26 protein-coding genes are annotated in these 25,332 nt (G+C 60.7%); 10 read left to right on the top strand and 16 right to left on the bottom strand.

Annotated features, from left to right (window positions below; genetic code table 11):
- Positions 1-39: 39 nt before the first annotated feature.
- The 4 genes from pyrH to AC244_RS02905 form a co-directional block, all read right to left on the bottom strand.
- Positions 40-762: a UMP kinase gene (pyrH, locus tag AC244_RS02920; protein WP_053247657.1), complete on the bottom strand. Its 723-nt coding sequence runs from the start codon at positions 760-762 to the stop codon at positions 40-42.
- 191 nt (positions 763-953) lie between these two features.
- The gene (gene tsf / locus AC244_RS02915) at positions 954-1,877 is read right to left on the bottom strand and encodes a translation elongation factor Ts (protein WP_053247656.1); all 924 of its coding nucleotides are present in this window, start codon (positions 1,875-1,877) and stop codon (positions 954-956) included.
- Between the two features lie 256 nt (positions 1,878-2,133).
- Positions 2,134-2,901 (bottom strand): 30S ribosomal protein S2, encoded by a 768-nt coding sequence (gene rpsB, locus AC244_RS02910; RefSeq protein ID WP_053247295.1) that lies wholly within the window; start codon positions 2,899-2,901, stop codon positions 2,134-2,136.
- A 180-nt stretch (positions 2,902-3,081) separates the two neighbouring features.
- Complete coding sequence (locus tag AC244_RS02905; protein ID WP_053247294.1) at positions 3,082-3,909, bottom strand: cell envelope integrity EipB family protein; 828 nt, start codon at positions 3,907-3,909, stop codon at positions 3,082-3,084.
- Positions 3,910-4,053: 144 nt separating this feature from the next.
- Between AC244_RS02905 and AC244_RS02900 the strand changes: the two genes are divergently transcribed.
- Genes AC244_RS02900 through AC244_RS02885 form a run of 4 tightly spaced genes read left to right on the top strand, consistent with a single transcriptional unit; the run spans position 4,054 to position 6,916 of the window.
- On the top strand, positions 4,054-4,521 hold the full coding sequence (locus AC244_RS02900; protein ID WP_025426816.1) for a RidA family protein: 468 nt from the start codon (positions 4,054-4,056) through the stop codon (positions 4,519-4,521).
- A 13-nt stretch (positions 4,522-4,534) separates the two neighbouring features.
- Entirely contained in the window at positions 4,535-5,260 is a 726-nt protein-coding gene (locus AC244_RS02895) for a glycerophosphodiester phosphodiesterase (RefSeq protein ID WP_053247293.1), read from the top strand.
- Between the two features lie 4 nt (positions 5,261-5,264).
- On the top strand, positions 5,265-6,452 hold the full coding sequence (locus AC244_RS02890; RefSeq protein WP_053247292.1) for a GNAT family N-acetyltransferase: 1,188 nt from the start codon (positions 5,265-5,267) through the stop codon (positions 6,450-6,452).
- A 44-nt stretch (positions 6,453-6,496) separates the two neighbouring features.
- Entirely contained in the window at positions 6,497-6,916 is a 420-nt protein-coding gene (locus tag AC244_RS02885; RefSeq protein ID WP_053247291.1) for an HIT family protein, read from the top strand.
- Positions 6,917-6,968: 52 nt separating this feature from the next.
- Here the strand turns inward: AC244_RS02885 and AC244_RS02880 are convergent, their stop codons facing one another.
- From AC244_RS02880 to AC244_RS02845, 8 genes are all read right to left on the bottom strand, one after another.
- Positions 6,969-7,313, bottom strand: a complete 345-nt coding sequence (locus AC244_RS02880; protein WP_053247290.1) for an AzlD domain-containing protein — start codon at positions 7,311-7,313, stop codon at positions 6,969-6,971.
- On the bottom strand, positions 7,310-8,047 hold the full coding sequence (locus AC244_RS02875; protein WP_053247289.1) for an AzlC family ABC transporter permease: 738 nt from the start codon (positions 8,045-8,047) through the stop codon (positions 7,310-7,312). Before AC244_RS02875 ends, AC244_RS02880 begins: the two co-directional genes overlap by 4 nt.
- An 83-nt stretch (positions 8,048-8,130) precedes the next feature.
- A complete protein-coding gene (gene clpA / locus AC244_RS02870) occupies positions 8,131-10,650 on the bottom strand; it encodes an ATP-dependent Clp protease ATP-binding subunit ClpA (protein ID WP_053247288.1) in 2,520 nt (839 codons plus the stop codon).
- A 9-nt stretch (positions 10,651-10,659) separates the two neighbouring features.
- Positions 10,660-11,013, bottom strand: coding sequence for an ATP-dependent Clp protease adapter ClpS (clpS, locus tag AC244_RS02865; protein WP_053247287.1), 354 nt, complete (start codon positions 11,011-11,013; stop codon positions 10,660-10,662).
- Between the two features lie 240 nt (positions 11,014-11,253).
- Complete coding sequence (locus AC244_RS02860) at positions 11,254-11,607, bottom strand: phasin family protein (RefSeq protein ID WP_053247286.1); 354 nt, start codon at positions 11,605-11,607, stop codon at positions 11,254-11,256.
- Positions 11,608-11,838: 231 nt separating this feature from the next.
- Positions 11,839-12,042 (bottom strand): DUF3126 family protein, encoded by a 204-nt coding sequence (locus AC244_RS02855; RefSeq protein WP_003535016.1) that lies wholly within the window; start codon positions 12,040-12,042, stop codon positions 11,839-11,841.
- 100 nt (positions 12,043-12,142) lie between these two features.
- Positions 12,143-12,970, bottom strand: a complete 828-nt coding sequence (cysE, locus tag AC244_RS02850; RefSeq protein WP_053247285.1) for a serine O-acetyltransferase — start codon at positions 12,968-12,970, stop codon at positions 12,143-12,145.
- Positions 12,971-13,070: 100 nt separating this feature from the next.
- Positions 13,071-13,856 (bottom strand): alpha/beta fold hydrolase, encoded by a 786-nt coding sequence (locus tag AC244_RS02845; protein ID WP_053247655.1) that lies wholly within the window; start codon positions 13,854-13,856, stop codon positions 13,071-13,073.
- A 179-nt stretch (positions 13,857-14,035) separates the two neighbouring features.
- Between AC244_RS02845 and AC244_RS02840 the strand changes: the two genes are divergently transcribed.
- A complete protein-coding gene (locus tag AC244_RS02840) occupies positions 14,036-14,281 on the top strand; it encodes a zinc-finger domain-containing protein (protein WP_053247284.1) in 246 nt (81 codons plus the stop codon).
- Positions 14,282-14,292: 11 nt separating this feature from the next.
- On the top strand, positions 14,293-15,459 hold the full coding sequence (locus AC244_RS02835; protein WP_053247283.1) for an FAD-dependent monooxygenase: 1,167 nt from the start codon (positions 14,293-14,295) through the stop codon (positions 15,457-15,459).
- A gap of 5 nt (positions 15,460-15,464) precedes the next feature.
- Here the strand turns inward: AC244_RS02835 and AC244_RS02830 are convergent, their stop codons facing one another.
- Complete coding sequence (locus AC244_RS02830) at positions 15,465-16,655, bottom strand: cystathionine beta-lyase (RefSeq protein ID WP_053247282.1); 1,191 nt, start codon at positions 16,653-16,655, stop codon at positions 15,465-15,467.
- Positions 16,656-16,995: 340 nt separating this feature from the next.
- Between AC244_RS02830 and AC244_RS02825 the strand changes: the two genes are divergently transcribed.
- The 4 genes from AC244_RS02825 to AC244_RS02810 all read left to right on the top strand — a co-directional run bounded on the left by AC244_RS02825 (position 16,996) and on the right by AC244_RS02810 (position 21,261).
- Positions 16,996-18,021, top strand: a complete 1,026-nt coding sequence (locus AC244_RS02825) for an amino acid ABC transporter substrate-binding protein (protein WP_053247281.1) — start codon at positions 16,996-16,998, stop codon at positions 18,019-18,021.
- Positions 18,022-18,114: 93 nt separating this feature from the next.
- The gene (locus AC244_RS02820) at positions 18,115-19,308 is read left to right on the top strand and encodes an amino acid ABC transporter permease (protein ID WP_053247280.1); all 1,194 of its coding nucleotides are present in this window, start codon (positions 18,115-18,117) and stop codon (positions 19,306-19,308) included.
- Positions 19,309-19,312: 4 nt separating this feature from the next.
- Positions 19,313-20,467 (top strand): amino acid ABC transporter permease, encoded by a 1,155-nt coding sequence (locus AC244_RS02815; protein ID WP_053247279.1) that lies wholly within the window; start codon positions 19,313-19,315, stop codon positions 20,465-20,467.
- Between the two features lie 17 nt (positions 20,468-20,484).
- Positions 20,485-21,261, top strand: a complete 777-nt coding sequence (locus tag AC244_RS02810) for an amino acid ABC transporter ATP-binding protein (protein WP_053247278.1) — start codon at positions 20,485-20,487, stop codon at positions 21,259-21,261.
- 78 nt (positions 21,262-21,339) lie between these two features.
- On the opposite strand, the gene AC244_RS02805 is transcribed toward AC244_RS02810, so the two are convergent.
- The 3 genes from AC244_RS02805 to AC244_RS02795 are packed head-to-tail and all read right to left on the bottom strand — an operon-like array spanning position 21,340 to position 25,325.
- A complete protein-coding gene (locus AC244_RS02805; protein ID WP_234716844.1) occupies positions 21,340-22,836 on the bottom strand; it encodes a caspase family protein in 1,497 nt (498 codons plus the stop codon).
- A gap of 41 nt (positions 22,837-22,877) precedes the next feature.
- Positions 22,878-24,374, bottom strand: coding sequence for a caspase family protein (locus AC244_RS02800; protein ID WP_152975823.1), 1,497 nt, complete (start codon positions 24,372-24,374; stop codon positions 22,878-22,880).
- 60 nt (positions 24,375-24,434) lie between these two features.
- Positions 24,435-25,325, bottom strand: a complete 891-nt coding sequence (locus AC244_RS02795; RefSeq protein ID WP_053247275.1) for an OmpA family protein — start codon at positions 25,323-25,325, stop codon at positions 24,435-24,437.
- Positions 25,326-25,332: the final 7 nt, after the last annotated feature.

The raw sequence follows: 25,332 nt of genomic DNA, 5'->3' as shown, positions 1-25,332 counted from the left end.
CCCGTTCTGTCTTTCATCGGCAGATAGCCGTTGCAGCTCTTAATTGTCGGTAACGATGGTGGCGCGGCCGCCACCGGTCAATATTTCCGCGAAGCCGCCCTTTTCGTGGATCGAGAATACCACGATCGGAATGGCGTTCTCGCGCGCGAGCGCCACTGCCGCCACGTCCATGACCGCCAGCCCCTTTTCCAGGACGGCACTGTGGGTCAGGCGGTCGAAGCGCGTGGCCGTCGGATCCTTCTTCGGATCGGCGGAATAGATGCCGTCGACCTGTGTGCCCTTGAAGATCGCCTGGGCGCCCATTTCGGCTGCGCGCAGGGCGGCTGCAGAATCGGTCGTGAAGAACGGATTGCCCGTACCGCCTGCAAAGATCACCACGCGTCCGAGCGACAGATGGTAGAGCGTTGCGCGCTGCGAGAAGCTTTCGCAGATTTCCGGCATCGCGATTGCCGAGAGTACTACCGTGTCGATGTCGAGCTTGCGCAGAGACGTCGCCAACGCCAGCGCGTTGATGACGGTTGCCAGCATGCCCATGTGGTCGCCGGTCACCCGGTCGCCGCCCTTGGAGGCAACGGCGACGCCGCGGAAGATATTGCCGCCGCCGACGACGACGCCCACTTCGACGCCCATGGCGCGCGCCTCGGCAATATCGGCGGCGATGCGATCAGCAACAGCCACATCGATGCCGAAGCCCTGGCTTCCCATCAGGGCTTCACCGGAGGCTTTGAGTAGAACACGCTTGTAGATTGGCTCGGCCGGCATCATCGCTCCTGAACAGATCGGTACGCGTGCACGCGAAAAGGCGCGCTGCGTATAAGGACATATTGCGCTACCCGGTTTCAACCGCTGCGGAGCATTTTCCGGCGGGTCCGGCGCATTGACGAAGCCGGATACACGAAGGGCACCGCGTTGTCACGCGATGCCCCAAGGTTTTCCAAACAAGGGTGAAGAAATCAGCCCTTGGCGACAGCCGCAACTTCGGCTGCGAAGTCCGATTCTTCCTTCTCGACGCCTTCGCCGAGCAGAAGACGGGCCATGCCGGTCACTTCGATCGGTGCGCCAGCGAGCTTTTCAGCATCCTTGACGGCCTGGCCGACAGTGATTTCCGGGTTCATGACGAAGGCCTGCGACAGCAGGGCGACTTCTTCGAAGAACTTGCGCATACGGCCTTCGACCATCTTTTCGATGATGTTGTCCGGTTTGCCCGAAGCGCGCGACTGTTCGATGAACACATTGCGCTCGCGCTCGGCGACAGCGGCGTCAACTTCGTCGGCGCGGATTGCCAGCGGGTTGGTGGCAGCAATGTGCATGGCGACCTGGCGACCGACCGAGAACAGAACTTCCTTGTCGCCAACCGACTTCAGCGCGACGAGAACGCCGAGCTTGCCGATGCCGTCGCCGGCAGCGTTGTGGATGTAGGTGGCAACGACGCCATCTTCGACCTTGAGCAGAGCTGCGCGGCGAAGCGTCATGTTCTCGCCGATCGTGGCGATCGCGTCCTTGATCGTGTCGTCGACCGACTTGCCGGTTGCTGGGTAGTTGGCATTGGCAATGGCTTCGACGGAACCGTCGGTGCCGAGCGCGACGTTGGCTACGCCACGAACGAGCTCCTGGAAGGCTTCGTTGCGGGCAACGAAATCGGTCTCGGAATTGACTTCGACAACAACGGCCTTGACGCCGCCGCTGACAATACCGATGAGGCCTTCAGCAGCCGTGCGGCCCGACTTCTTGTCGGCCTTGGCGATGCCCTTGGCACGCAGCCAGTCGATCGCAGCTTCCATGTCGCCGTTGGTTTCGGCGAGCGCCTTCTTGCAATCCATCATGCCTGCGCCGGTCTTTTCGCGCAGTTCCTTCACCATTGCTGCAGTTACACTCATCTTATTGCCTCTTTGTCTGTTTGGCTGGCGCGCTGCCCGCAAGTGGCGCGGCACCAGGAGGTGTGGCAGGGGAATGGCTTGCGTATGTGACACCGTGATGAACGCGCCCACCGCTGTCGTGTCCGGGGCGCAGATCGCCGGCTCAAGCCGCTTCATCCCTCGCTGAAAAGAACAAGGCCGTTCAGACTTTTCATCCCAAACGGCCTCGCCCCGATATTAGATTGGTGCGGCGGTGCTGGCCCGCCACGCCGTCCGATCAGGCTTCGGAGGCTTCGTCGAGCGCCGGCTCGACCATAGCTTCAGCCGATGCGCCGAGATCGCGGCCCGATGCGCCCTGCTGACGGGCAATGCCGTCGATGGCGGCACGAGCGATGAGATCGCAGTAAAGAGCGATCGCACGCGAAGCGTCGTCGTTGCCCGGGATCGGGTAGTCGATCTGGTCCGGGTCGCAGTTGGAGTCGATAACCGCAACAACCGGGATGCCAAGACGCTTGGCTTCGTCGATTGCGATCGATTCCTTGTTGGTGTCGATGATGAACATCAGGTCCGGTGTGCCGCCCATGTCGCGGATACCGCCGAGAGCGCGGTTCAGCTTTTCGCGTTCGCGCTCGAGGTTCAGACGTTCCTTCTTCGTGAAGCCCGAAGCTTCCGAAGCGAGGATTTCGTCGAGCTTGCGCAGGCGCTGGATCGAGTTCGAAATCGTCTTCCAGTTGGTCATCATGCCGCCGAGCCAGCGAGCATTGACGTAGTACTGGGCCGAACGCTTGGCAGCGTCAGCGATGATTTCCGAAGCCTGGCGCTTGGTGCCGACGAACAGGACGCGGCCGCCGTTGGCGACAGTGTCGCTAACGATCTGCAGGGCGCGCGACAGCATCGGAACGGTCTGTGCGAGGTCGATGATGTGAACGTTGTTACGATCGCCGAAGATGTAGGGCTTCATCTTCGGGTTCCAGCGATGTGTCTGGTGGCCGAAGTGAACACCAGCTTCAAGCAGCTGACGCATGCTAAAATCAGGCAATGCCATGCCTTTTCTCCTTTTCCGGTTGAACCTCCGCGAGACGTCGAGCTCATCTTTCGAAAAGCCCACCGGCGGAACGAACCGGATTTCTCCCGGAACATCCCATGCCTCACGTGTGGAATGGGCAGCCCCTTACCGGCAACTGCCCGACAAATCAAGACTTGAAGTCTGTTTTTGTCATATCGATTACTTGCATTCTTCCGATTTGAAGACTTCGAGATCCGCGAGCTTGCCGCTCAGCACGAAGTCGCCGTAGTCCATCGTCAGGTCGCGGGTGATGCCGTTTTCGTAGAGTTTGAACGACATGCGATAGATCGGCAGCGCGTCGCCACCCTTGTCGTCGTTGAAGTAGGAGATGGTAACCGGCCAATAATTCTCAGTCCCGAGCTTGCCGGCCTTGCCCGCATCCGGCTCATCGGCCGTCGGCTTGCGCGACTTGCCGACGAAGGTCGAGGTGATCAGCGTCTTGTCACCCGAATCGGAACCATCGAAGATCCGTGCCTCGAAGAAGCTCTCACCCTTCTTGGCGCGATCGATGACTTCGACCATGTGCTCGGTCGGAAACCGGCTTGCCGCCAATTCGACCTCGCGCTTGTCCGGCGCAGTCAGCTCGACCTTGACGCCGGTCTTGTCGTCATGGGCCGTGCCGCGCACTTCCTTGTCGAGCTTTTCGTCGGTGAAGGAGCGGGTCAGAAAACGGAAGTTGCCCGTCTTCAGATCCTCGTAGGTGGTTGTCTGCTGGTCGGTCATGCGCGTCTCTTCGCCGGTATTCACCTGCGTCACGAAGCGGAAGCTGACCGTATATCCCTCACAAGCCGATCCGTTGAACTCGTAGACCATGCGGCCGTACATGCCGGAAATGCCCGAGCGGTCGGAGGCATCCTTGAGCTCGAGATCGTAGACGGCTCGATGCGGCACGAGGACACTTGCGCTTGCCGCATCGATGCCCGAAACCGTCATAACAGCGAAGCAGGCGCTGCCCAAACTTGCGAGACCGAAGCCTTTACGAAACATCCGTTTCCTCCTGTTGGACTCGCCGGCAATGCTATAAACAAGCTTTCGGCAGAAGCGAGGCGTCACCACATTTAAATGCCGTCGCCCGCCGCGATCCGGTCTGAATGCCGGATTTTAACACAAAAGACAACAACGGAGCTTTCCATGTCCGCAGAGATCGAAACGCGCCTCAAGGACCTCGGCGTCACCCTTCCCCAGGCAGCAGCCCCGGCGGCGAACTACGTGCCCTACGTCATCAGCGGCTCGATGCTCTACATCTCCGGACAGCTGCCGATGGAAGGCGGAAAGATCGCCGTCACCGGCCATGTGGGCAAGGACGTTGACGTCGCGGGTGCCCAGCGTGCTGCCGAACTCTGCGCCATCAATATTCTCGCACAGGCCAAATCCGCGCTTGGCGGCGACCTCGGCCGTATTCGCCGGCTGGTCAAGATCAACGGATTCGTCGCCTCCACGCCCGAATTCATTGAACAGCACCTCGTGCTCAATGGTGCCTCCAACCTGCTGGCCAACGTCCTTGGCGACGCCGGCAAGCACGCGCGCGCTGCCGTCGGCATGGCCGCCCTGCCCTTCAACGCCGCCGTCGAGATCGACGCGGTCATCGAGATCGCTTGATCGGGTGCCGGGCATGACGGATATTTCCTGGCTGAAGGCTCAGCCGATCGCCCATCGCGGCTATCACGACATGAACAAGCAGGTGTGGGAAAATACGCTTTCGGCGTTTTCCCGCGCGGTCGATGCCGGCTTTGCGATCGAATGCGATCTGCAATACACAGCCGACAGCGTGCCGGTGGTCTTCCACGACGACGATACAGAACGGCTGTGCGGCATCAAGGGTGACGTGCGATCGAGAACCGCAGGCGAGCTCGGCCTGATGTCCATCGGCGGGACGAAGGACAAGGTTCCGACGCTGTCGCAGATGCTGCGCCTTGTCAAAGGGCGCGTGCCGATCATCATCGAGCTCAAGGGACGCAAGGACGACGACGAGGGATTTGCCGCAGCCGTCCTGGAAACGCTCGAAGACTACAAGGGCCATGTCGCCCTGATGAGCTTCGACCATTGGCTGCTCAAGGACCTGAAAGCGCTCGATGCGCCCTACCCGCTCGGGCTGACCGCCGAGGGTGCAAGGCCGGAGACTTTCTTCGTGCACGAGGAGGCCATGCAATTCGGCCTCGACTTCATCTCCTACCACTACGGCCATCTGCCGAACTCGTTCATTACCAAGGAACGGACGCTCGGCCGAACGATCATCACCTGGACCGTTCGCGACAGGCAGGCCGAAGAATACACCTACGCCCATGCCGATCAGATGACCTTCGAGGGTTTCGACCCGCGGGAGGCATTGATTTCCTGAGCTCATGTCCGACGCCGTTACCATCCGCATAGCGCAATCCTTCTCCGAGATACCGGCGGCGCGCTGGAACATGCTTTCCGGCGCGGCGAAGGGGCAACAGGGCTCCGCCTATAACCCGTTCGTCTCGCATGCCTATCTCTCGGCGCTGGAGGAATCAGGCTCAGCCACCGCCAAAACCGGTTGGCTCGGCCAACACCTGCTGATGGAAGGCGCCGATGGCCAGCTACTCGGGGCGCTCGTCTGCTACCTGAAGAACCACAGCCAGGGCGAATATGTCTTCGATCACGGCTGGGCGGATGCGTTCGAGCGTGCCGGCGGCCGCTATTATCCCAAACTTCAAGGCTCCATTCCCTTCACGCCCGCAACCGGGCCACGGCTTCTGACGGTTTCGGATCAAGACGACGCGCCGATACAGGACGGGCTTGCAGCAGGCCTGAAGGAGCTAACGCGGCGACACGACGCCTCGTCGGCGCATGTGACCTTCGTGCGGGAATCGGAAATGCCGGTTTTCGAACGGGCCGGCTTTCTGCATCGCACCGACCAGCAGTTTCATTTCCTCAATGAAGGTTATGGGTCGCATGACAACTTCCTGGAAACGCTGGCATCGAGAAAACGCAAGGCTCTGAAGAAAGAGCGCCGCGCTGCACTCGAAAACGACATCACGATCGACTGGTTGACCGGCAGCGATCTGACGGAAGCGATCTGGGATCAATTCTTCGGGTTCTACATGGACACCGGCAGCCGCAAGTGGGGGCGCCCCTATCTCACTCGCGCCTTCTATTCGCTGATCGGCGAGCGCATGGCTGACGACATCGTGCTGGTGATGGCACGACGCAACGGCCGCTATATCGCCGGCGCGATCAACTTCATCGGCGGCGACGCGCTTTATGGCCGCCACTGGGGCTGCATCGAGGACCACCCCTTCCTGCATTTCGAAGTCTGCTATCACCAGGCCATCGATTTCGCCATCGCCAAGGGCCTCAAGCGCGTGGAGGCCGGTGCGCAGGGCGAGCACAAGCTCGCCCGCGGCTACATGCCGGTAACGACTCATTCGGCCCACTACATCAGCCATCCCGGTCTCGCCCGCGCGGTCTCGGACTATCTCGTTCGCGAGCGCAGGGATGTGGAGGAAACCGCCGAGTTTCTTGCAGAGCACGGTCCTTTCCGCAAAGGTGAGCGCCAGGACGATTGAACCGCTCTCCGGCGTTGGCCGGATCCAATCTACGAGGAAAAACAATGAGCGTTTACGACACCAACAATATCTTCGCGAAAATCCTGCGGGGCGAGATCCCGTCGCACCGGGTCTACGAGGACAATGCAACCATCGCCTTCATGGACGTGATGCCGCAGGCCGAAGGTCACATTCTCGTTGTCCCCAAGACCCCCTCCCGCAACCTGCTGGACGCCGACACAGCAAGCCTGCCGGCACTGATCACCGTCGTTCAGAAAATTGCCGTTGCCGCCAAAGAGGCCTTCGACGCCGACGGGGTAACGATCATGCAGTTCAACGAGGCACCCGCCGGCCAGTCCGTCTTCCACCTGCACTTCCACGTCATCCCGCGGCGCGACGGCGTTCCGCTGAAACCGCATTCCGGCACGATGGAAGATGGCGCGGTGCTGGCCGCCAACGCCGAAAAAGTGCGCCAGGCGCTTTAGATGCAAATCTGACGGCCGCGTTAGCAGCTGTCACCGGCTGCGCATTGAGTCTCTAAAAACCCAACCACCATAGCCCGGCGGCCAACGTTGCGATCGTTGTAACTATCCCGATTGCCGGTTTGCGACCGAGCAGGAAGAATGCCGCCGCCCCAATCGCGACGGCTCCCAGGCGCAGCCACAGCGGCGAATGCTCGAGAACGCCTGTAGGGTAGAGAATGAGCTTGGCGATGACGGCTGCGACGAGCGCAGTCGCCACTGCCCTGACCCAGTTCAGCGCCTCGGAATCGTCGCGCAACCGGTTCCCGGCGATCACACCCAACCAGCGCCAGATGTCGGTCGCAAGCCAGCCGGCGATCGCAATGAACGCATAGGCCCACCAGCCGTCATGCCAAGTCATGCGCCGATCTCCCGGCGGCCGCGCCACAGCCGTTCGACCGCCCAGGCCAGCGTGCCACCACCAACACCCGCCAGCAGAATGTCGAATTCAGGGGCGAGCCAATAGAACAACGGGCCGGCCAAGAGACCGAACAGCAGTGCAATATAGACGACCGGATGGCGCGCCGAGTGCCAGATCGAGGCCAGGAAATAGATCGGCGTCAGGAAGAACAGACAGCCAGCGACAACAGGCGGAAAATCGGCGACGAAGTGATAGACGATGGCGACCAGCACCATATTGGCCACCACAAGCGTGATGCCGAAGCCGGCGAAGAAGGCAACACGCTTGTCACGCGGCACCGCCTGCACCTTCTCCATCGCAAAAACCCAGGCCGTGATCGCAACGAAATGCGACAGAAACAACAGGAGCCATGTCGGCGTCTTCGACGTGCGCAATTCGGGAATGAGCGCCGCAACCATCGGCATAAGGCGGACGGACGAGAGCGACACAGCCAGGAAGGCCGCCGCCAGGCTTGCGCCGCTCATCATCGAGCTGACGAGAATGACCTTTGCCGGCAGCGCCCAAACCATGCCGGTCATGAAGACGACCTGCTGCGGTGGAATTCCAGCCTGGGCGGTCAGGGAGCAGAAGCCAACGAAGGACAGCATCAGGATAAAGGCCGGAAGGCTGAACAGGCCACGCATGCCGGTCAGAAACCAGACGACCGACGACTGGTCGTTTTCTTCACTGTTCATCAGCCGTTCCGGGATTGTTTTCATTCAGAGAAACGCTGCCGGATGGGTCCATCCGGCAGCGCCAAACATCATGTCCGAGCGGACTATTTCTTGCGTGGCACCTTCGGCACCGTCTTACCTTTTCGCGGGCTCGCCTCGCTGGCAACCTTGCCTTCGGCGTCCAAAGACGACTTGGTTGCGGCCTTCTTCGGCTTGGCCCTCGGCGCAGGTTCAGCCCCGACGGCTTCCTTTTCCTCGGCCTTCTTCGGCTTGGCACTCTTCATCGCCGGGCGGGTCACTTCCGCCTTCGGCTTGATCGGCGCCGTTTCCGGCACGGCATCAAGCAGCAGCCCCTTGGTTCCGTCGGCCTTCGTGCCGATCGTCACGCGCAGTACGCCACCCTTCTTCAACTTGCCGAACAGAATTTCGTCGGCAAGCGGCTTCTTGATGTGCTCCTGGATGACGCGGGCGAGCGGCCGCGCACCCATCTTCTCGTCGTAGCCTTTCTCGGCAAGCCAGGCGATGGCGTCAGGCGCCAGGTCGAACGTGACGTTGCGTTCGGCGAGCTGAGTCTCCAGCTGCATGACGAACTTCTGCACGACCTGATGGATGACCGGCGTCGGTAGCGATGCAAACGGGATGACCGCATCGAGACGATTGCGGAACTCGGGCGTGAACAGGCGGTTCAGCGCTTCCTCGTCCTCGCCGGTGCGCTTGGACGAGCCGAAGCCGATCGCAGCCCTTGCCATTTCCGAAGCGCCCGCATTGGTCGTCATGATCAGGATGACGTTGCGGAAGTCGATCTTCTTGCCGTTGTGGTCCGTGAGCGACCCATGATCCATGACCTGCAGCAGAATGTTGAACAGGTCCGGATGCGCCTTCTCGATTTCGTCGAGCAACAGCACGCAATGCGGATGCTGGTCGACGCCATCGGTCAGAAGACCGCCCTGGTCGAAGCCGACATAGCCGGGAGGTGCACCGAGCAGCCGCGATACGGTGTGCCGCTCCATGTATTCCGACATGTCGAAACGCAGAAGCTCAACGCCGAGCGACGTTGCAAGCTGCTTGGCGACTTCGGTCTTGCCGACGCCCGTCGGGCCCGAGAAGACGTAGCAGCCGATCGGCTTGTTCGGTTCGCGCAAGCCCGCACGGGCAAGCTTGATCGACGAGGCAAGCGCCTCAATCGCCAGATCCTGGCCGTAGACGACGGAACGCAGTTCCTTCTCGAGGTTGGCCAGCACCGCTTCGTCGTCCTTGGAGACGGTCTTCGGCGGAATGCGGGCCATCGTCGCGATGGTGGCTTCGATTTCTCGCTCGGTGATCAGCTTGCGACGCTTGCCGACCGGGAGCAGCATCTGGGCTGCACCGGATTCGTCGATCACGTCGATCGCCTTGTCCGGCAGCTTGCGGTCGTTGATGTAGCGAGCCGAAAGCTCGACCGCTGCCTTGATCGCCTCGTTCGAGTATTTCAGATGATGATAGTCCTCGAAGTACGGCTTCAGGCCTTTCATGATCTCGATGGTATCGGCGATCGTCGGCTCGTTGACGTCGATCTTCTGGAAGCGACGCACCAGCGCGCGGTCCTTCTCGAAGAACTGCCGGTATTCCTTGTAGGTGGTCGACCCGATGCAGCGGATCGCACCGGACGAAAGCGCAGGTTTCAACAGGTTCGACGCATCCATCGCGCCGCCTGAGGTGGCGCCGGCACCGATGACCGTATGGATTTCATCGATGAACAGCACCGCACCCGGGTAATCCTCAAGTTCCTTGACGACCTGCTTCAGGCGCTCTTCGAAATCGCCGCGATAACGCGTTCCGGCCAAGAGCGTGCCCATGTCGAGCGAGAAGATCGTCGCGTCCTGGAGCGCCTCCGGCACCTTCTTTTCGATGATACGCTTGGCAAGGCCCTCGGCGATCGCCGTCTTACCAACGCCGGGGTCGCCAACATAGAGTGGATTGTTCTTCGAGCGACGGCAGAGAATCTGGATCGTTCGATTGACCTCGGCGTGGCGGCCGATCAGCGGGTCGATCTTGCCGGATTTCGCCTTTTCGTTGAGGTTGACGCAATAGGCCGTCAGGGCATCCTGCTGCTTCTTGGCGCTCGCCTCTTCGTTTTCGCGCGCAGGTTTCTGCTCGGATTCGTGTTCCTCGGCCCCGCGCACCGGACGTGCCTCGGAGGTTCCCGGACGTTTGCCGATGCCATGCGAGATGAAGTTGACCGCGTCGTAGCGTGTCATCTCCTGCTCTTGCAGGAAATAGGCGGCATGGCTCTCGCGCTCGGCGAAGATCGCAACGAGCACGTTTGCCCCCGTCACTTCCTCGCGTCCAGACGATTGAACGTGAATGACGGCCCGCTGGATGACACGCTGGAAACCGGCGGTCGGCTTGGAATCCTCGTCATAGCCGGTGATCAGGTTCGACAGTTCGTTGTCGACATAGTCTGTCACGGTCTTGCGCAGCGTCTCGAGATTGACGTTGCACGCGCCCATCACGGCCGCTGCATCGGCATCGTCGATCAATGCCAAAAGCAGATGCTCAAGCGTCGCATATTCGTGGTGGCGCTCGTTGGCAAAAGTCAGTGCCTGGTGCAGCGCCTTTTCGAGGCTGGGCGAAAATGTTGGCACGTTAGTTCCTCATTTCTTTTCCATGACGCATTGCAACGGATGCTGATGCTGGCGGGCGAAATCCATCACCTGCGTCACCTTCGTTTCGGCGACTTCGTACGTAAAGACGCCGCACTCCCCCACACCGTGATTGTGGACGTGGAGCATGATGCGAGTCGCCTCTTCCGGATTCTTCTGAAAAAAACGCTCCAGAATGTGGATGACAAACTCCATTGGCGTGTAATCGTCATTCAAAAGCAGAACGCGATACAAACTCGGCTTCTTGGTCTTCGGCTTGGTGCGCGTGATGACGGAGGTGCTGCGATTGCTGCCGCCTCCTTCGTCGTCGCTTCCTTGCTGCATCCGGACCGGCGTGGCGATCATTCGTGTCTTTTCCTTAGTACAAGCCGCGGATCCATCTGATGTGGCCGCAGCGTGCTTGCCCTTTATCTAATGGTTCGTTTCTAGATTTTAAGACCGAACCAACGCACTGCAATCATAATCGCACGGAGAGGCATAAGATTGATCAACTTTCTTCGATCCACCGCGAAGTGTCCAAAACAGCAAAAAGGCCGGTCGCAGTATCGGCGACCGGCCTTTCAATGACGGCAGTGATCCGTGGCTTTAGGCGGCAGCGGCGGCCTTGACCGCTGCGGTTGCCTTGGCAACCGGCGCCTCGTACGGCTTGTAGGCGTCCTTGGCGAGGTCGGCATACATCTCGCCGATCTTGGTCGCCTCGGCGAAGAAGCCCTCGTAGCTCGACTTCAGGAAGTTGGTCTGCAGTTCGAAAGCCGTCTCGATGCTCTTGACGCTGGAGAGCTTCTCCACGTGGGCAACGCTGTCTTCGAAGGACTTCTTGGAAAAATCGGCAGCCTCGGTCGCAATGGCCTGAAGGCCCTTGGTCCAGGCGGAATAGCTTTTCACAGCCACGTCAATGGCTTCTTTGCTTTTCTTGTTTGCATCATCGAAGTTGAACATCGGGTGTCTCCTTAGTGACGGCCTAATCTGCAGGCTTCAGTTTATGTGCACTGCACAAAAAGTCAAGTCGAGCGTGCAGCGCAATAAAACACAGTACTTGCAACAGCTTGATGAAAAAACGCCGCTGACGCTCAAATTTCTTCGGCTTTGCGCTCTGAAAAACGTGAAAGCATAGAAAAACCCGGCGCGAGCACTCGCCACCGGGTCATCCGAAATCGGTCGATCAGCGACTTAGAGGTCGATGTCGAGGATCGCCATGGAGAAGTTGTAGGACAGTTCGCCATCTTCTTCGTCGCGGAAGACGACGCCGAGGAATTCGTCACCGAGATAGACTTCAGCCGACTCGTCCTTCTTCGGGCGAGCCTTGACGACCATCGACTGGTTGAACGTGCGCTTGAGGTAGGCTTCAAGCTTGCGGATTTCTTCGGGCTTCAAATGTCTTCTCCGTAGCCGTTTTTGATGTGCGGCGCTTCTCGCACGCTGCATTGGCGGGTGTAAACCCCTCGAAAGCGGCTACGCACCGGTTCCCGATGGTTCAGATTTCGAAGCTGGTCAGGATCTGGTCCATCTGGCGCGACGGTTCGGAACACCCGGCTTCGCCGACGACCTTGGCCGGAACGCCGGCAACCGTCGTTTTCGGCGGCACTGGCTTCAGGACAACCGAGCCGGCGGCGATGCGCGAGCAGTGGCCGATGTGAATATTGCCGAGAATCTTGGCGCCCGCGCCGATCAGCACGCCGTCGGCGATCTTCGGATGACGGTCGCTGCCTTCCTTGCCGGTGCCGCCAAGCGTTACGCCATGCAGGATCGAAACGTTGTCGCCGATGACAGCGGTCTCGCCGACGACGAGACCGGTGGCATGATCGAGGAAGATGCCGCGGCCGATCCGAGCCGCCGGGTTGATGTCGGTCTGGTAGACGCTGGATGCCCTGCTCTGCAGATAAAACGCGAAATCCCGGCGTCCGCGCTTCAACAGCCAATGGGCGAGACGATGCGTCTGGATCGCGTGGAAGCCCTTGAAGTAAAGCACGGGCTCGAGGAATCGGGTGCAGGCCGGATCACGATCGTAGACCGCCTGGATGTCGACACGCAGGATCGTGCCCCATTCCGGCCAATCCTCCAGCATTTCGGCAAATGTCTGCCGCAGCAGGTTCGCCTGCAGATCAGGATGATCGAGGCGCTCGCAGATGCGGTAGACGACGCTTTCTTCCAGCGAGTGCTGGTTGACGACCGTAGAGTAAAGGAAGGCGGCAAGCATCGGATCCTGCTCGGCGGCAAGACGGGCCTCCTCGCGCAGGCTGCTCCAGATCGGGTCCATCAACTTGAGGGATTCCGTCTGACGAAGTTCGGTCGTCGCGACCATCGTCGCACTCCTTCTCTATCGGTCTATGCCATCAATATAGGGGAAATCCGGCGAGACATAAATGGCCCGGCCCAAGTTCGACCAAAGGTCGCAGACACACCTACGCTCGCCCCACCTCTTCGAGGAACTCCAGTGCGGCCTTCTTGAACACCCGGTCACCGACAGCAAGCATATGGTCCCTGCCCGGAATATCAAGCGCGCGGGCGTCCGGCATCAGGTCCGCAAGCTCTTGCGGCGAGCCGGCGATATCGTCCTTGGTGCCGACGCCGATCAATGTTGGAATGTCGATGCGGCCCATGTCCTCGGCGGTCAAAAGGTCGCGGGACGTCGAAATGCAGGCGGCCAGCGCCTGGCGATCGCTCTTGGTCTGGTCGGCAAAGGCGCGGAACATGCGGCCGCGCGCATGCGTCACCACGTCGAGCGACGGCGCCACCAGCGCGTCGGCGATCGGGTCCCAATCCCCGACCCCGGTTACCATGCCGATACCGAGGCCGCCGAACACCAGAGAGCGCACGCGGTCGGGATGGGCCAACGCCAGGAATGCGGAGATGCGTGCGCCCATCGAATAGCCCATCACATGCGCCTCGGCGATGCGGAGATGCCCGAGCAACGCAACCGCGTCACCGGCCATCTGCTGGGGATGGTAGAGGGCGGGATCATAAGGCTTGCTGCTTTTCCCATGGCCGCGGTTGTCGAATGCGATCACCCGGTATCCGGCATCGCCAAGCGTCTTCAGCCAACCGGGAAAAACCCAATTGACGTTGGCGCTCGAAGCAAAGCCATGAATGAGCAGGATCGGCGCACCGGAAGGATCGCCCTCGTCGAAGAAGGCGATATCCAGCCCTTCATGCGTGAAGTGCGAAAACGGCGGCGGATTGAGATCCATCATTCTAGTCCTTGAGGCGGTATCGGTTTGGCGCAACCTAATTTGTCGTCCCGATCAGGGAAACCCCGAGCCGGCAAAAACCACAGGTGCGGCGTGTTTGCCGCTACACTTTTGCAACAAAGCTCACTATGGTGCCGGCAAATTCCACTCTCAAAGACTTGCATACATCGGAGCATGACATGGCCGGCCACAGCATCCCCCATTTCCAGAATGACGGCGGACATCAGGCAATCGAAATCGGCGTCAAGGAATTCATGTGCACCGGCGCGTCCGTTCCCTACGACCATCCGCACATCTTCATCGACATGGGCGACGACAACGAAAAAGTCTGCTCCTACTGCTCGACGCTCTATCGCTACAATCCGAAGCTGAAGGCAACCGAAACCAACCCGCCGGGCTGTCTCTTCACCTTTCAGGCAGCCTGATCCCCACGCGGATGTCGAAAGCGGTCGCGATCGTCGGTGCCGGCGTCGGCGGGCTCACGACGGCGCTGTGCCTCGCGCATCGCGGCTTCGACGTGGACATCGTCGAACAGGCGGCCGTTCTGACCGAGGTCGGGGCCGGGCTTCAGCTGTCTCCGAATGCATCGCGCATCCTCAGCGAACTCGGCCTTCTGGACGCGCTTGAAGCCGTCTGGACCGAGCCTGACGCCATCACGCTTGTCGACGGAAAGTCCCTTCGCTCTCTTGCGCGCGTTCCCTCAGGACGTTTTGCCCGTGACCGCTGGCGCGCGCCCTATGGCGTGTTGCACCGGGCAAGCCTTCAAAGAATCCTGATTACCGCCGTAACAGCCGAGCCGCGCTGCCGCCTTCATCTCGGACACCGCATCGATGGGGACGCCCAACAGGCAATCGCCGCCATCACCGGCCGGATGCCGGCGCTGGTCATCGGCGCCGATGGCATCTGGTCGCGCCTGCGCACCGCCGTTGCGGGTGCCGGCACCGTCCGGTTTTCTGGCAACGTCGCCTGGCGCATGACGGTCACGCGCGATGCCGCCGCCGGCCTTCTTCAACCGGATTGCGTGACCGCCTTTCTTGGCGCACGGGCGCATCTGGTAGCCTACCCCTTACGGGAGATCGACGGCTTCAACCTGGTTGCTATTATCGAGGGCAAGGAAACCGACAGCGTCTGGGTCGGCAAGGATTCCGAAGGCCGGCGTCGCGACTATCTCGAAGCCTTTTCCGGCTGGAACGGCGACGTGCTGGCGCTGCTGAAAAAAGCCGATGCCCCGACCTATTGGCCGCTTTGCACGGTGACCGACGGCGCCTGGCAGGATGGGCGAAAGAATGTTCTGATCGGCGATGCCGCCCATGCAATGACGCCGTTTGCCGCGCAAGGCGCTGCCATGGCGATCGAGGATGCATCTGAGCTCGCGGGCTGCCTCGTCGGATCGAGTGACATCGCCGAAGCTCTCAGAGCCTTCGAGGCCATACGCCGGCCGCGCATCGCCCAGGTGCGCCGCCGTGCTGCCTTCAACCGTTTTGCCTATCACGCCCGCGGCCCATTCCGGCTCGGGCGGGATGTCGTATTGTCGATGAAGGGTCCGGAAGCGCTCGCAGCCGATTTCGATTGGCTCTACGGCTACGGCGCTCCCGAACGCTGAAACGGTCAGACGGCCCTTGCCGCCGCAAGCCCCGCCTCGATATCCCGGCGAATATCGGCAACATCCTCAAGACCAATCTGCAGGCGAAGAACCGGTCCCTCGGTCGGCGCCACAGCCACGGTGCGATCCGACAGGCCGACGTGAAGCGCTAGGCTTTCGAACCCGCCCCAGGAATATCCAAGGCCGAACAGCGACAGCGCGTCAAGGAAAGCGTGCGCCTTGGCTTTGAAGCGGTCGGGGCTTTCCGCCTTGAGCACGAAGGAGAAAATGCCGCTCGCACCAGTAAAATCGCGCTTCCAAAGGTCGTGGCCGGGGAAACTCGGAAGCGCTGGATGCAGAACGCGTGCAACCTCGTCGCGCCCTTCCAGCCACGTGGCGAGCGACAGCGCGCTTTCCTGGTGCCGCTCGAGGCGAATGCCCATGGTGCGCAGCCCGCGCAGGATCTGGTAGCTGTCATCCGGAGAAACGCAGACGCCGAGCGTGACCATGGCTTCCGTCAGCGCCGGCCAATGGGCGGCGTTGGCCGAGACGGTGCCGAGCAGCACGTCGGAATGGCCTGAGGGATATTTGGTGGAAGCATGGATCGACACGTCGACGCCATGGTCGAGCGGTTTGAAATAGACCGGCGTCGCCCAGGTATTGTCCATGGTCACGACGCAGCCGTGGCGATGTGCGACGTCGGCAATCGCCCGGATATCCTGCATCTCGAACGTATTGGAGCCCGGCGCTTCCGTATGCACCAGTCGCGTGTTCGGGCGAATCAGGCTTTCGATCGCCGCGCCGATCATCGGGTCGTAATACTCTACGGTAACGCCGAGACGCTTCAGCATCGTGTCGCAGAAATGCCGGGTCGGGAAATAGACCGAATCGACGATGAGCGCGTGATCGCCAGAGGACAGATAGGCAAGGAACGGCACGGTGACGGCGGCAAGCCCCGAGGGAACGAGGATCGTGCCGGCGGAGCCTTCAAGCTCGTTGATCGCGTCGCAGAGCGCATCCGTCGTCGGCGTGCCACGGGTGCCATAGGTGTATTTCTGCTCGCGGGTCTCCATCGCCCTGGCGTTCGGGAACAGCACCGTGGACGCGTGCACGACCGGTGGATTGATGAAACCGAAATAGTCGGAGGGTTTGTTTCCGGTATGGGCCAGTCGGGTGTTGATGCCCATCTTGCCATTCACATTGCCGCTGTCTGCCATTGAATATTCCGATGTTGAAAAACCGATCCGGAACTCTTCGAACGCCCTACAACCGGGGTCAAGTGGCAAAATCCGACAAAGGCGCTTTGCGACCGAAAGCAGCGGCCATTGGCGAATTTTCGCTCAGCAATTGCCCGCTTTCTGCAAAACCTGCCTAAACTTCTGGCTTGTTTCAGGTTTTTCACACGCAAAATCAGAAAATCGGCAACATCACTTGACCCTCATGGATTTTGAGCATGAGATAGGTTGCACTCGCTCCAGGAGGGTGGCGGAGGCTGCACGCGCTGGGAGACGCGCCGGTGCAGACGGGAACTAACGACAACAGAAAAAGGTTCTAAAAATGGCAAGAAGAATTCTGACAGCTCTTGTTGGCGCTGCTGTCATGGGGATTGGCGCACATGCGGCTTCGGCCGCGACACTCGATGACGTGAAGGCCAAGGGCTTTGTCCAATGCGGCGTGAACACCGGTCTTGCCGGCTTCGCCGCACCGGATGCTTCGGGCAACTGGAGCGGCTTCGACGTCGATTATTGCAAGGCGATCGCCGCCGCGATCTTCGCGGATGGCACCAAGGTAAAATACACGCCCACTTCGGCCAAGGAACGTTTCCCGGCCCTGCAGTCCGGTGAAGTCGACGTCCTCGCCCGTAACACCACCTGGACGATCAACCGCGACACCGCTCTCGGCTTCAACTTCCGCCCGGTCAACTATTACGACGGCCAGGGCTTCATGGTCCGCAAGGGCCTGAACGTAAAGTCGGCCCTCGAACTCTCCGGCGCTGCCGTCTGCGTACAGACCGGCACCACCACCGAGCTCAACCTCGCCGACTACTTCAAGTCCAACAACCTGCAGTACAACCCGGTCGTCTTCGAAAAGCTCGAAGAAGTGAACGCGGCCTATGACGCCGGTCGTTGCGACGTCTACACCACCGACCAGTCGGGCCTCTACTCTCTGCGTCTGACGCTCTCCAAGCCCGACGATCACATGATCCTGCCGGAGATCATCTCGAAGGAGCCGCTTGGTCCGGCCGTCCGCCAGGGTGATGACCAGTGGTACGATATCGTCACCTGGGTCCACTACTCGCTGATCCAGGCCGAAGAGTTCGGCGTCACACAGGCAAATGTCGAAGAAATGAAGAAGTCCACCAACCCGGACGTTCAGCGCTTCCTCGGCGTAGAAGCTGACAGCAAGATCGGCACCGACCTCGGCCTCACCAACGAATGGGCCGTCAACGTCATCAAGGCAGTCGGCAACTACGGCGAAGTCTTCGACCGTAACATTGGCGCAGGCAGCCCGCTGAAGATCGAACGCGGCCTCAACGCACTGTGGAACAAGGGCGGCATTCAGTACGCTCCTCCGGTCCGCTAATACGGCCCGACACGACAGGGGGAAGCGGCTCGCCGCTTCCCCATCCCAACGATAAAAACACCCAAAAGGGTGACAAGGGGAAAGAGGCATTGCATGGCGATTGGCGTCACAACTACGCCTGAGAAGAGCAAACCTTCGGGCTCGATCATCAACGACCCGCAAGTGCGCGGGATATTTTACCAGGTCATAACAGTCGTTATTCTCGCTGCCATTATCTATTGGATAGCGGACAACACGATCGAAAACCTCAAGCGCGCGAACATCGCTTCCGGCTACGGCTTCCTCAATGGGCGCGCCGGTTTCGACGTGGGACAGTCTTTGATCGGCTATACCAGCGATTCTACCTACGGGCGCGCCCTCGTCGTCGGTTTCGTCAATACGCTGCTTGTGGCGGTGACCGGCATCATCACGGCAACGATCATCGGCTTCCTCGTCGGCATCGGACGGCTCTCGCACAATTGGCTGATCGCGAAACTGTCGCTCGCCTATGTCGAAGTGTTCCGCAACATTCCGCCGCTTTTGGTCATTTTCTTCTGGTACAGTGGCGTTCTGGCCGTTCTTCCACAGCCGCGCGAATCGGCCGCGCTGCCGCTCAACATCTTCCTCAACAACCGCGGCATTGCCTTCCCGAAACCGGTATTCGGCGACGGCTCGCAATACGTCTTCTACGCGTTCGTGATCGCCGTCATCGCCAGCTTCTTCGTTGCCCGCTATGCGCGCATTAAGCAGGAAGCAACCGGGCAGCGCTTCCCGGTGCTGTGGACCGTGCTCGGCCTCGTCATCGGCCTGCCGCTCCTCACCTTCCTGGCAACCGGTTCGCCGATCACTTTCGACGTGCCGGTCGCCGGCAAGTTCAACCTCACCGGTGGTTCGGTCATCGGACCGGAGTTCCTGTCGCTGTTCCTCGCCCTCTCGTTCTATACCGCCGCCTTCATTGCCGAGATCGTTCGTGCCGGTATCCGCGGCGTCTCCAAGGGACAGACCGAAGCAGCCCATGCGCTCGGCGTCCGGCCCGGTCTGACAACCCGCCTCGTCGTCGTCCCGCAGGCAATGCGGATCATCATTCCGCCGCTCACCAGCCAGTATCTCAACCTGACCAAGAACTCGTCGCTGGCGATCGCCATCGGCTACGCCGACCTGGTTGCCGTCGGCGGAACGATTCTCAACCAGACCGGTCAAGCAATCGAGGTCGTATCGATCTGGATCATCGTCTACCTGACGCTGAGCCTGACGACGTCCTTGCTGATGAACTGGTTCAATGCCCGCATGGCCCTGGTGGAGAGGTAAGATCATGAACACACACCAGGCAACTTTCGTCCGCGCCTCGATGATCGAGGCCTCACCGGCGCCCATCCAGACGGGTGGCCTTGCCTACTGGCTTCGCAAGAACCTCTTTGCGACGCCGAAAGATACGGCTCTGACGATCATAAGCTTGCTTGTGCTCGCCTGGCTCGTACCGCCAGCAATACAGTGGCTCTTCATCGACGCCGCCTGGACGGGTGGCGGACGTGGGGTCTGCGCAACCGTCGCACAGGGCGGCTCGCAGCCGGACGGCTGGAGCGGCGCCTGCTGGGCCTTCGTCAATGCCAAGTTCGACCAATTCCTCTTCGGGCGTTACCCGATCGAGGAGCGCTGGCGGCCTGCACTTATCGGCATCCTGTTCATCCTGTTCCTGACGCCGATGCTGATCCCGAAGGTTCCCTACAAGAACATCAATGCGATCCTGCTTCTCGTCGTGCTGCCGATCCTGTCGCTTATCCTGCTGCCAGGCGGATGGTTCGGGCTGCCCTTCGTCGAAACGCCGCTCTGGGGCGGCCTGATGGTGACGCTGGTGCTGTCGTTCGTCGGCATCGCGGTATCGCTGCCCCTCGGCATCCTGCTTGCGCTTGGCCGAAAATCGACCATGCCGGTTATCAAGATGCTGTGCACGTTCTTCATCGAAGTGGTGCGCGGCATCCCGCTCATCACCGTTCTGTTCATGGCCAGCGTGATGCTGCCGCTGTTCCTGCCGCAGGGCGTGACTTTCGACAAGTTCCTGCGGGCGCTGATCGGCGTGTCGTTCTTCGCCTCCGCCTATATGGCAGAGGTGGTGCGCGGCGGTCTGCAGGCGATCGGCAAGGGGCAGTATGAAGGCGCCGATTCGCTCGGCCTCAGCTATTGGCAGAAGATGAACCTCATCGTGCTGCCGCAGGCGCTGAAGCTGGTGATCCCCGGCATCGTCAACACCTTCATCGGACTGTTCAAGGATACGTCGCTGGTCTCGATCATCGGCATGTTCGACCTGCTCGGCATCGTCCGACTGAACTTCTCGGATTCCAACTGGGCCTCGGCCGTCACGCCGATTTCCGGGCTAATTTTCGCGGGCTTCATATTCTGGCTTTTCTGCTTTGGTATGTCGCGCTATTCAGGCTTCATGGAACGCGTGCTGGACACGAGCCATAAATGATAAGAGGGGGAGATCGCATGGCCAATGCTGCCACTGCTTCCAAGATGACCGTATCCGCAACTGACGTTGCGGTCGAAATCAGCGGAATGAACAAATGGTACGGAGACTTCCACGTTCTCCGTGACATCAACCTGAAGGTCATGAAAGGCGAGCGCATCGTCATTGCCGGCCCGTCGGGCTCCGGCAAATCGACGATGATCCGCTGCATCAACCGGCTGGAAGAGCATCAGAAGGGCAAGATCGTCGTCGACGGCATCGAGCTCACCAACGACCTGAAGAAAATCGATGAAGTGCGCCGCGAAGTCGGCATGGTGTTCCAGCACTTCAACCTGTTTCCGCATCTGACGATCCTGGAAAACTGCACGCTTGCACCGATCTGGGTCCGCAAGATGCCGAAGAAGCAGGCCGAAGAAATCGCGATGCACTTCCTGAAGCGCGTCAAGATCCCCGAGCAGGCCAACAAGTATCCGGGCCAGCTTTCGGGCGGTCAGCAGCAGCGCGTGGCGATCGCCCGCTCGCTGTGCATGAAGCCGAAGATCCTGCTGTTCGATGAGCCGACCTCGGCGCTCGATCCGGAAATGGTCAAGGAAGTGCTCGACACGATGGTCGGGCTTGCCGAAGAAGGCATGACCATGCTGTGCGTGACCCACGAAATGGGCTTTGCCCGCCAGGTCGCCAACCGCGTGATCTTCATGGACCAGGGCCAGATCGTCGAACAGAATTCACCGGCCGAGTTCTTCGACAATCCGCAACATGAGCGCACCAGGCTCTTCCTCAGCCAGATTCTGCACTAGGCATCCCCTCGAGAACTCAAAAAAGAAAGCCCGCTTTTTCAGGCGGGCTTTTTGATGTCCGGTCCCCCCCGGAAACGATCATTCGACGTGGTAGCGCAGGGTGCCGACCGACCACCGGATGCCGCGTTTGTCCAGCTCATCAGTCCAGGTTTTCTGCAACCGCGAGACTATTTCGCTCAAAGTCTCACGCGCGCTGAGTTCAAGCTTGAGGCCCCGTGTCTTCGGCGCGACGTCAGCCAGATCGACGGCGTCGCTGACCACCAGGGCAACGAACGCACTCTCGCCTTTGCCTGAGGCTTCAAAGTCGAAGCCGTAATACTCATCCGGCAACGTCAACGGTACATTGGCGCTGAGCGGCGTAATCTTCTGTGCGAACTCGTTGGGGAAGATCTGGGTCGCAGCGCCTGCCGTGTTGACGTCCAGCAGGATGAGGCTACCGGCAACCTTGCTCGCGACCGTCAGCTTGAACACGTCACCGGTCTTCATCGACGTTGGCCGGTCGATGCCAATGGTTACGTCACCAGCGTCCATTTTGCCGACGATATCGCCGACTGCATCGACCGCATTCGCATCCTGATAGCTTGCCTGCCCGATATTATCGCCTATAGCGGGCTCGTACCGCGCCTTCGCCTCGGCACCCGCCTGTGCTGGAATGACCGCACTGGCACCGAGGTTCTGCGCCTTCGTCTCCAGTTGCGGGTCGAGCGTGTCGCATTTCTCCTGCGAGGCGCAGTAGGCGGTAGATTGCGCCGTCACGTATTCGAAAAGTTCGGCGTTGCTGGTCAGGCCGTTGGCGTTGGCGTCCGCCGCCGCCCCCGTCTGCCCGGCGACATAGGCCGCGGTAAAGACACCGTGACGGCTTTCGATGGGCAGTCGTAAATCGTCCCATGCGACCTGATAGGGCGCGCTGGCACTCCAGGCGACGATGCCGCTCTCGTTGGCGCGGCTGGGCTTATCGACGACACCGAGATCGATCCGCAGGCCGCGCGTCAGCGCCTGCTCCACCGGTTTCGCTTCCGGGCGCGGCAGGAAGCGCGCGCCGTCGATGCCGGCGGATACCTCGTCCGACAGCGACCGTGAGATCGGACCGGAGTGACAGGCGTCGATCACCAGGGTTACCGCCCTGCCCTTCAAGCGCTCGAGGATGGCATCGAGTTCGTCATCGGTGACGGCACCTTCCCAATCCTTGGCCTTGGCCTTGGCCTTGGCCTTGGCGACAAGGTCGAAGGGCGCCAGCGCCTCATCCATGCCGTCGTCCTCGTCGCCATCCTCATCCGTGACCTGAACGCCGTGACCGGAATAATAGAGATAGGCGCGGTCGCCAGGTTGTGTGCCGGCGACCAGCCATTCCTCGATCGAAGCCAGGATGGCCGCGCGCGTCGCCTGCCCGTCCTCCAGGACCCGGATTGTTGAACGATCGAAACCGAGTGTCTCGGTGAGTAGCCCTTTCATGGCAACAAGATCGTTTTTCGGTCCGTGCAGAAACAGCTTTGGCGGAAGGTTCTGATAATTCCCTATCCCGATGAGCAAGGCTCGATCCGCGGCCAAGACGGGAGAACAGAGCCCCAGCGCCATAAGCGGCAGCAGGAAACGCCAGGCCGCTATAACGTCACCCCTCATTGCCCGCGCTCCCGCGTATAGAGCGGTTGGATGGCGACAGCACTGTCGGTGCCGTCCAGCCGCTCTTCGAGGAGGCGCAGAAGCTTGAATGCGTCGACGCCCGGGCTGGACAGGGCCGCAGCCACCGCATCGATCGGGGCGTTCGTCGAGACGACGACAAGATGATCTGCGCCGAAAGGTTTGACCACCTCCAGGTCCCTGAGTTTGAACACATGGCTGCCCGAGCCCTCGATCTGGGCATCGAGAAGCTGGATTTCTCCGGTATTGGCGAGATTGAACACCAGCATGTTCGCGTATCCGGACTGAGGCGCGTCGAAGTTGAGGCGGTCCCCTGATGAATAGATGTCCTTGACCGGCGTCAGCGCGACTTTGCCAGGGTTCTGTGCGGCAAGCACCTTCAGGAAATCGAGAAGGATGAATTTGTCGACCACACCCTGCACCATGTCGGCGGCGACATGTTCACCCGCGACGTCGCCGTTCGGCGTGTAGAATGTGCCGCTCGTGGCATCCCATCGATAGGGAACGCCAGTGCCGCCGACATTCTCGAGCTTTGGCGCGGTGCCTTCGACGCTCAGCGCCAGCTTGCCCGCCCAGCCCATTTCTCGGGCCGGTTTCAGCTTTGACGGCCGGCCGGACGCTGCTGTGCCATTGTCTGCCGCCAGCGTCGCGCTTCTGGGCAACGAGAGGACAATTTCCTTGTCCGACCGCGGCACCTGCGGCGTAAAGTTCGGCACCTGCAGCGCCTCGGACTGGAGCTTGACGTTGGAAAAGACATAGTCTTCGAGCTCGACGCGCGAAATCAGGCCGTCGCCATCACGATCGGCAGCCCCCTCGAGCGCGCGGGAAAAACTCCAACTGAGTGCCCCCCGCGGCACGCCCTCAATCACAACCTCAGGCGTCGGTTGGCTCTCAAGCGATGCAGCAAGGATGGTCACTTGTGACAGATCCGCATCCTTGACCGCCGCACCGGAAACCGCCTCTTGCGACGGCGGCGGCAATTGCGCCCGCACGGTCGGCGCGAGCCGCGTCTTGCCCGAGATCGACCGGTTCATGCCACCGGAATAGCAGCTGTCGGAAACAAACAGCACCTGGACGCCCTTGGCCTCAGCCTCCGCGAACCAGGCATTCAGCTCGTTGTCGACGATGATCTCCTTTGCCGTTTCTTCCGCGCGACTACGGTCGAATCCCGGCAGCTCAAGAAACTCGTCAAGCCCATCCGGTTCGCTGCCGGCGACCAGTTCCGGCATCTGGGCGCCGTGACCGGCATAGGTGAGAATAATCGTGTCGCCGCTCGTTGCGGCACCGACAAGCTCCAGCCAGGCGGCTCGGATCGCGTCCTTCGTCGCCTGCTCGTTGATGAATTCGCGGATGGCACCGACACCCGCCTTCTTCAACGCCTGAGCAACGTCGCGTGCATCCTTGACCGCCCCATCAAGGCTCACTTCATGCGGGTAGATATCGACGCCGACCACGAGCGCGGATGTCGTCGCCATCGCGGGCAGAACCGGCAATCCCAAGAAAACGCACGAAATCAAGATCTTGCGCAGCAGCACCTATTTCTCCACATCAACTTCGACGCGACGATCCAATTGATGCAGCATCGCTTCGTCATAGGCGCTCGGATCATCCGGCTTGAACGGCTCCTCCTCGCCTTTGCCAACAGTCGTCCATGTGCCGCTGTAACCGGCATCGACGAGATAGTTCGCGAGTGCTTCGGCGCGTGCCAACGAGAGTTTCTTGTTCGCCTCAGCGCTGCCCACCGGATCGGTGTGTCCGATCAAGGTGATCGCTTCCGGCTTTGCCGATTTCAGGCACTCGAAAAGATCCTTTGCCGACTGCAGTCCTTCGGGCGTGAACTCCGCCGTTCCGAAGACATAGCGGACGGGTGTCGCCTTCTTCCTGATCGATACGCCACGATAGGAGAATTTGCAGGCGCCGCGCATCGCAAGCTTTACAGGCTTCGCTGCGGCAAGCCGCATCTCGGAGGCCAGCCGGTCGAGGCGCAGAATGTAGGCTTTGTCCGGCGCCATCCACGCGGGGGTCAGTTCCTCGTTGGCGGCATCTTCCAGCGCCTGCTGGTAATATGTCGCCGCACTTGCGTAGTCCTTTCGCTGCCGGTCGATGTCGCCGAGCGCGTCGAGGATTTGCCATGGTCCTCCGACGTCATCCCGCACCGCTTTCAGCTCGCTGTCAAAGGTATCGAGCCTGGCGCCGCCACCGACAGCGTTGGCGATACGGTTGAAGGTCGCAAGCGCCGCGACACGCCGGGTAAGCGCTGCCTCTGTGCTCGAGCACGCCATGGTTCGTTCCGCCATGGCAGCCGCCCGCGCACCGGCCTCATCGCTGCGGTTGAGGGCCTCCGAGGCTTTCGTCAGCGCATCGCAGGCGCTAGCGGGATACGCCAACGGCAACAGCGTCGCGGAAGCAAAGATCAGTCGTTTCACCCGATTC

Source organism: Ensifer adhaerens (assembly GCF_001270265.1).
Lineage (GTDB): Bacteria > Pseudomonadota > Alphaproteobacteria > Rhizobiales > Rhizobiaceae > Ensifer > Ensifer adhaerens_B.
This window is presented reverse-complemented; position numbering and strand designations above follow the sequence as displayed.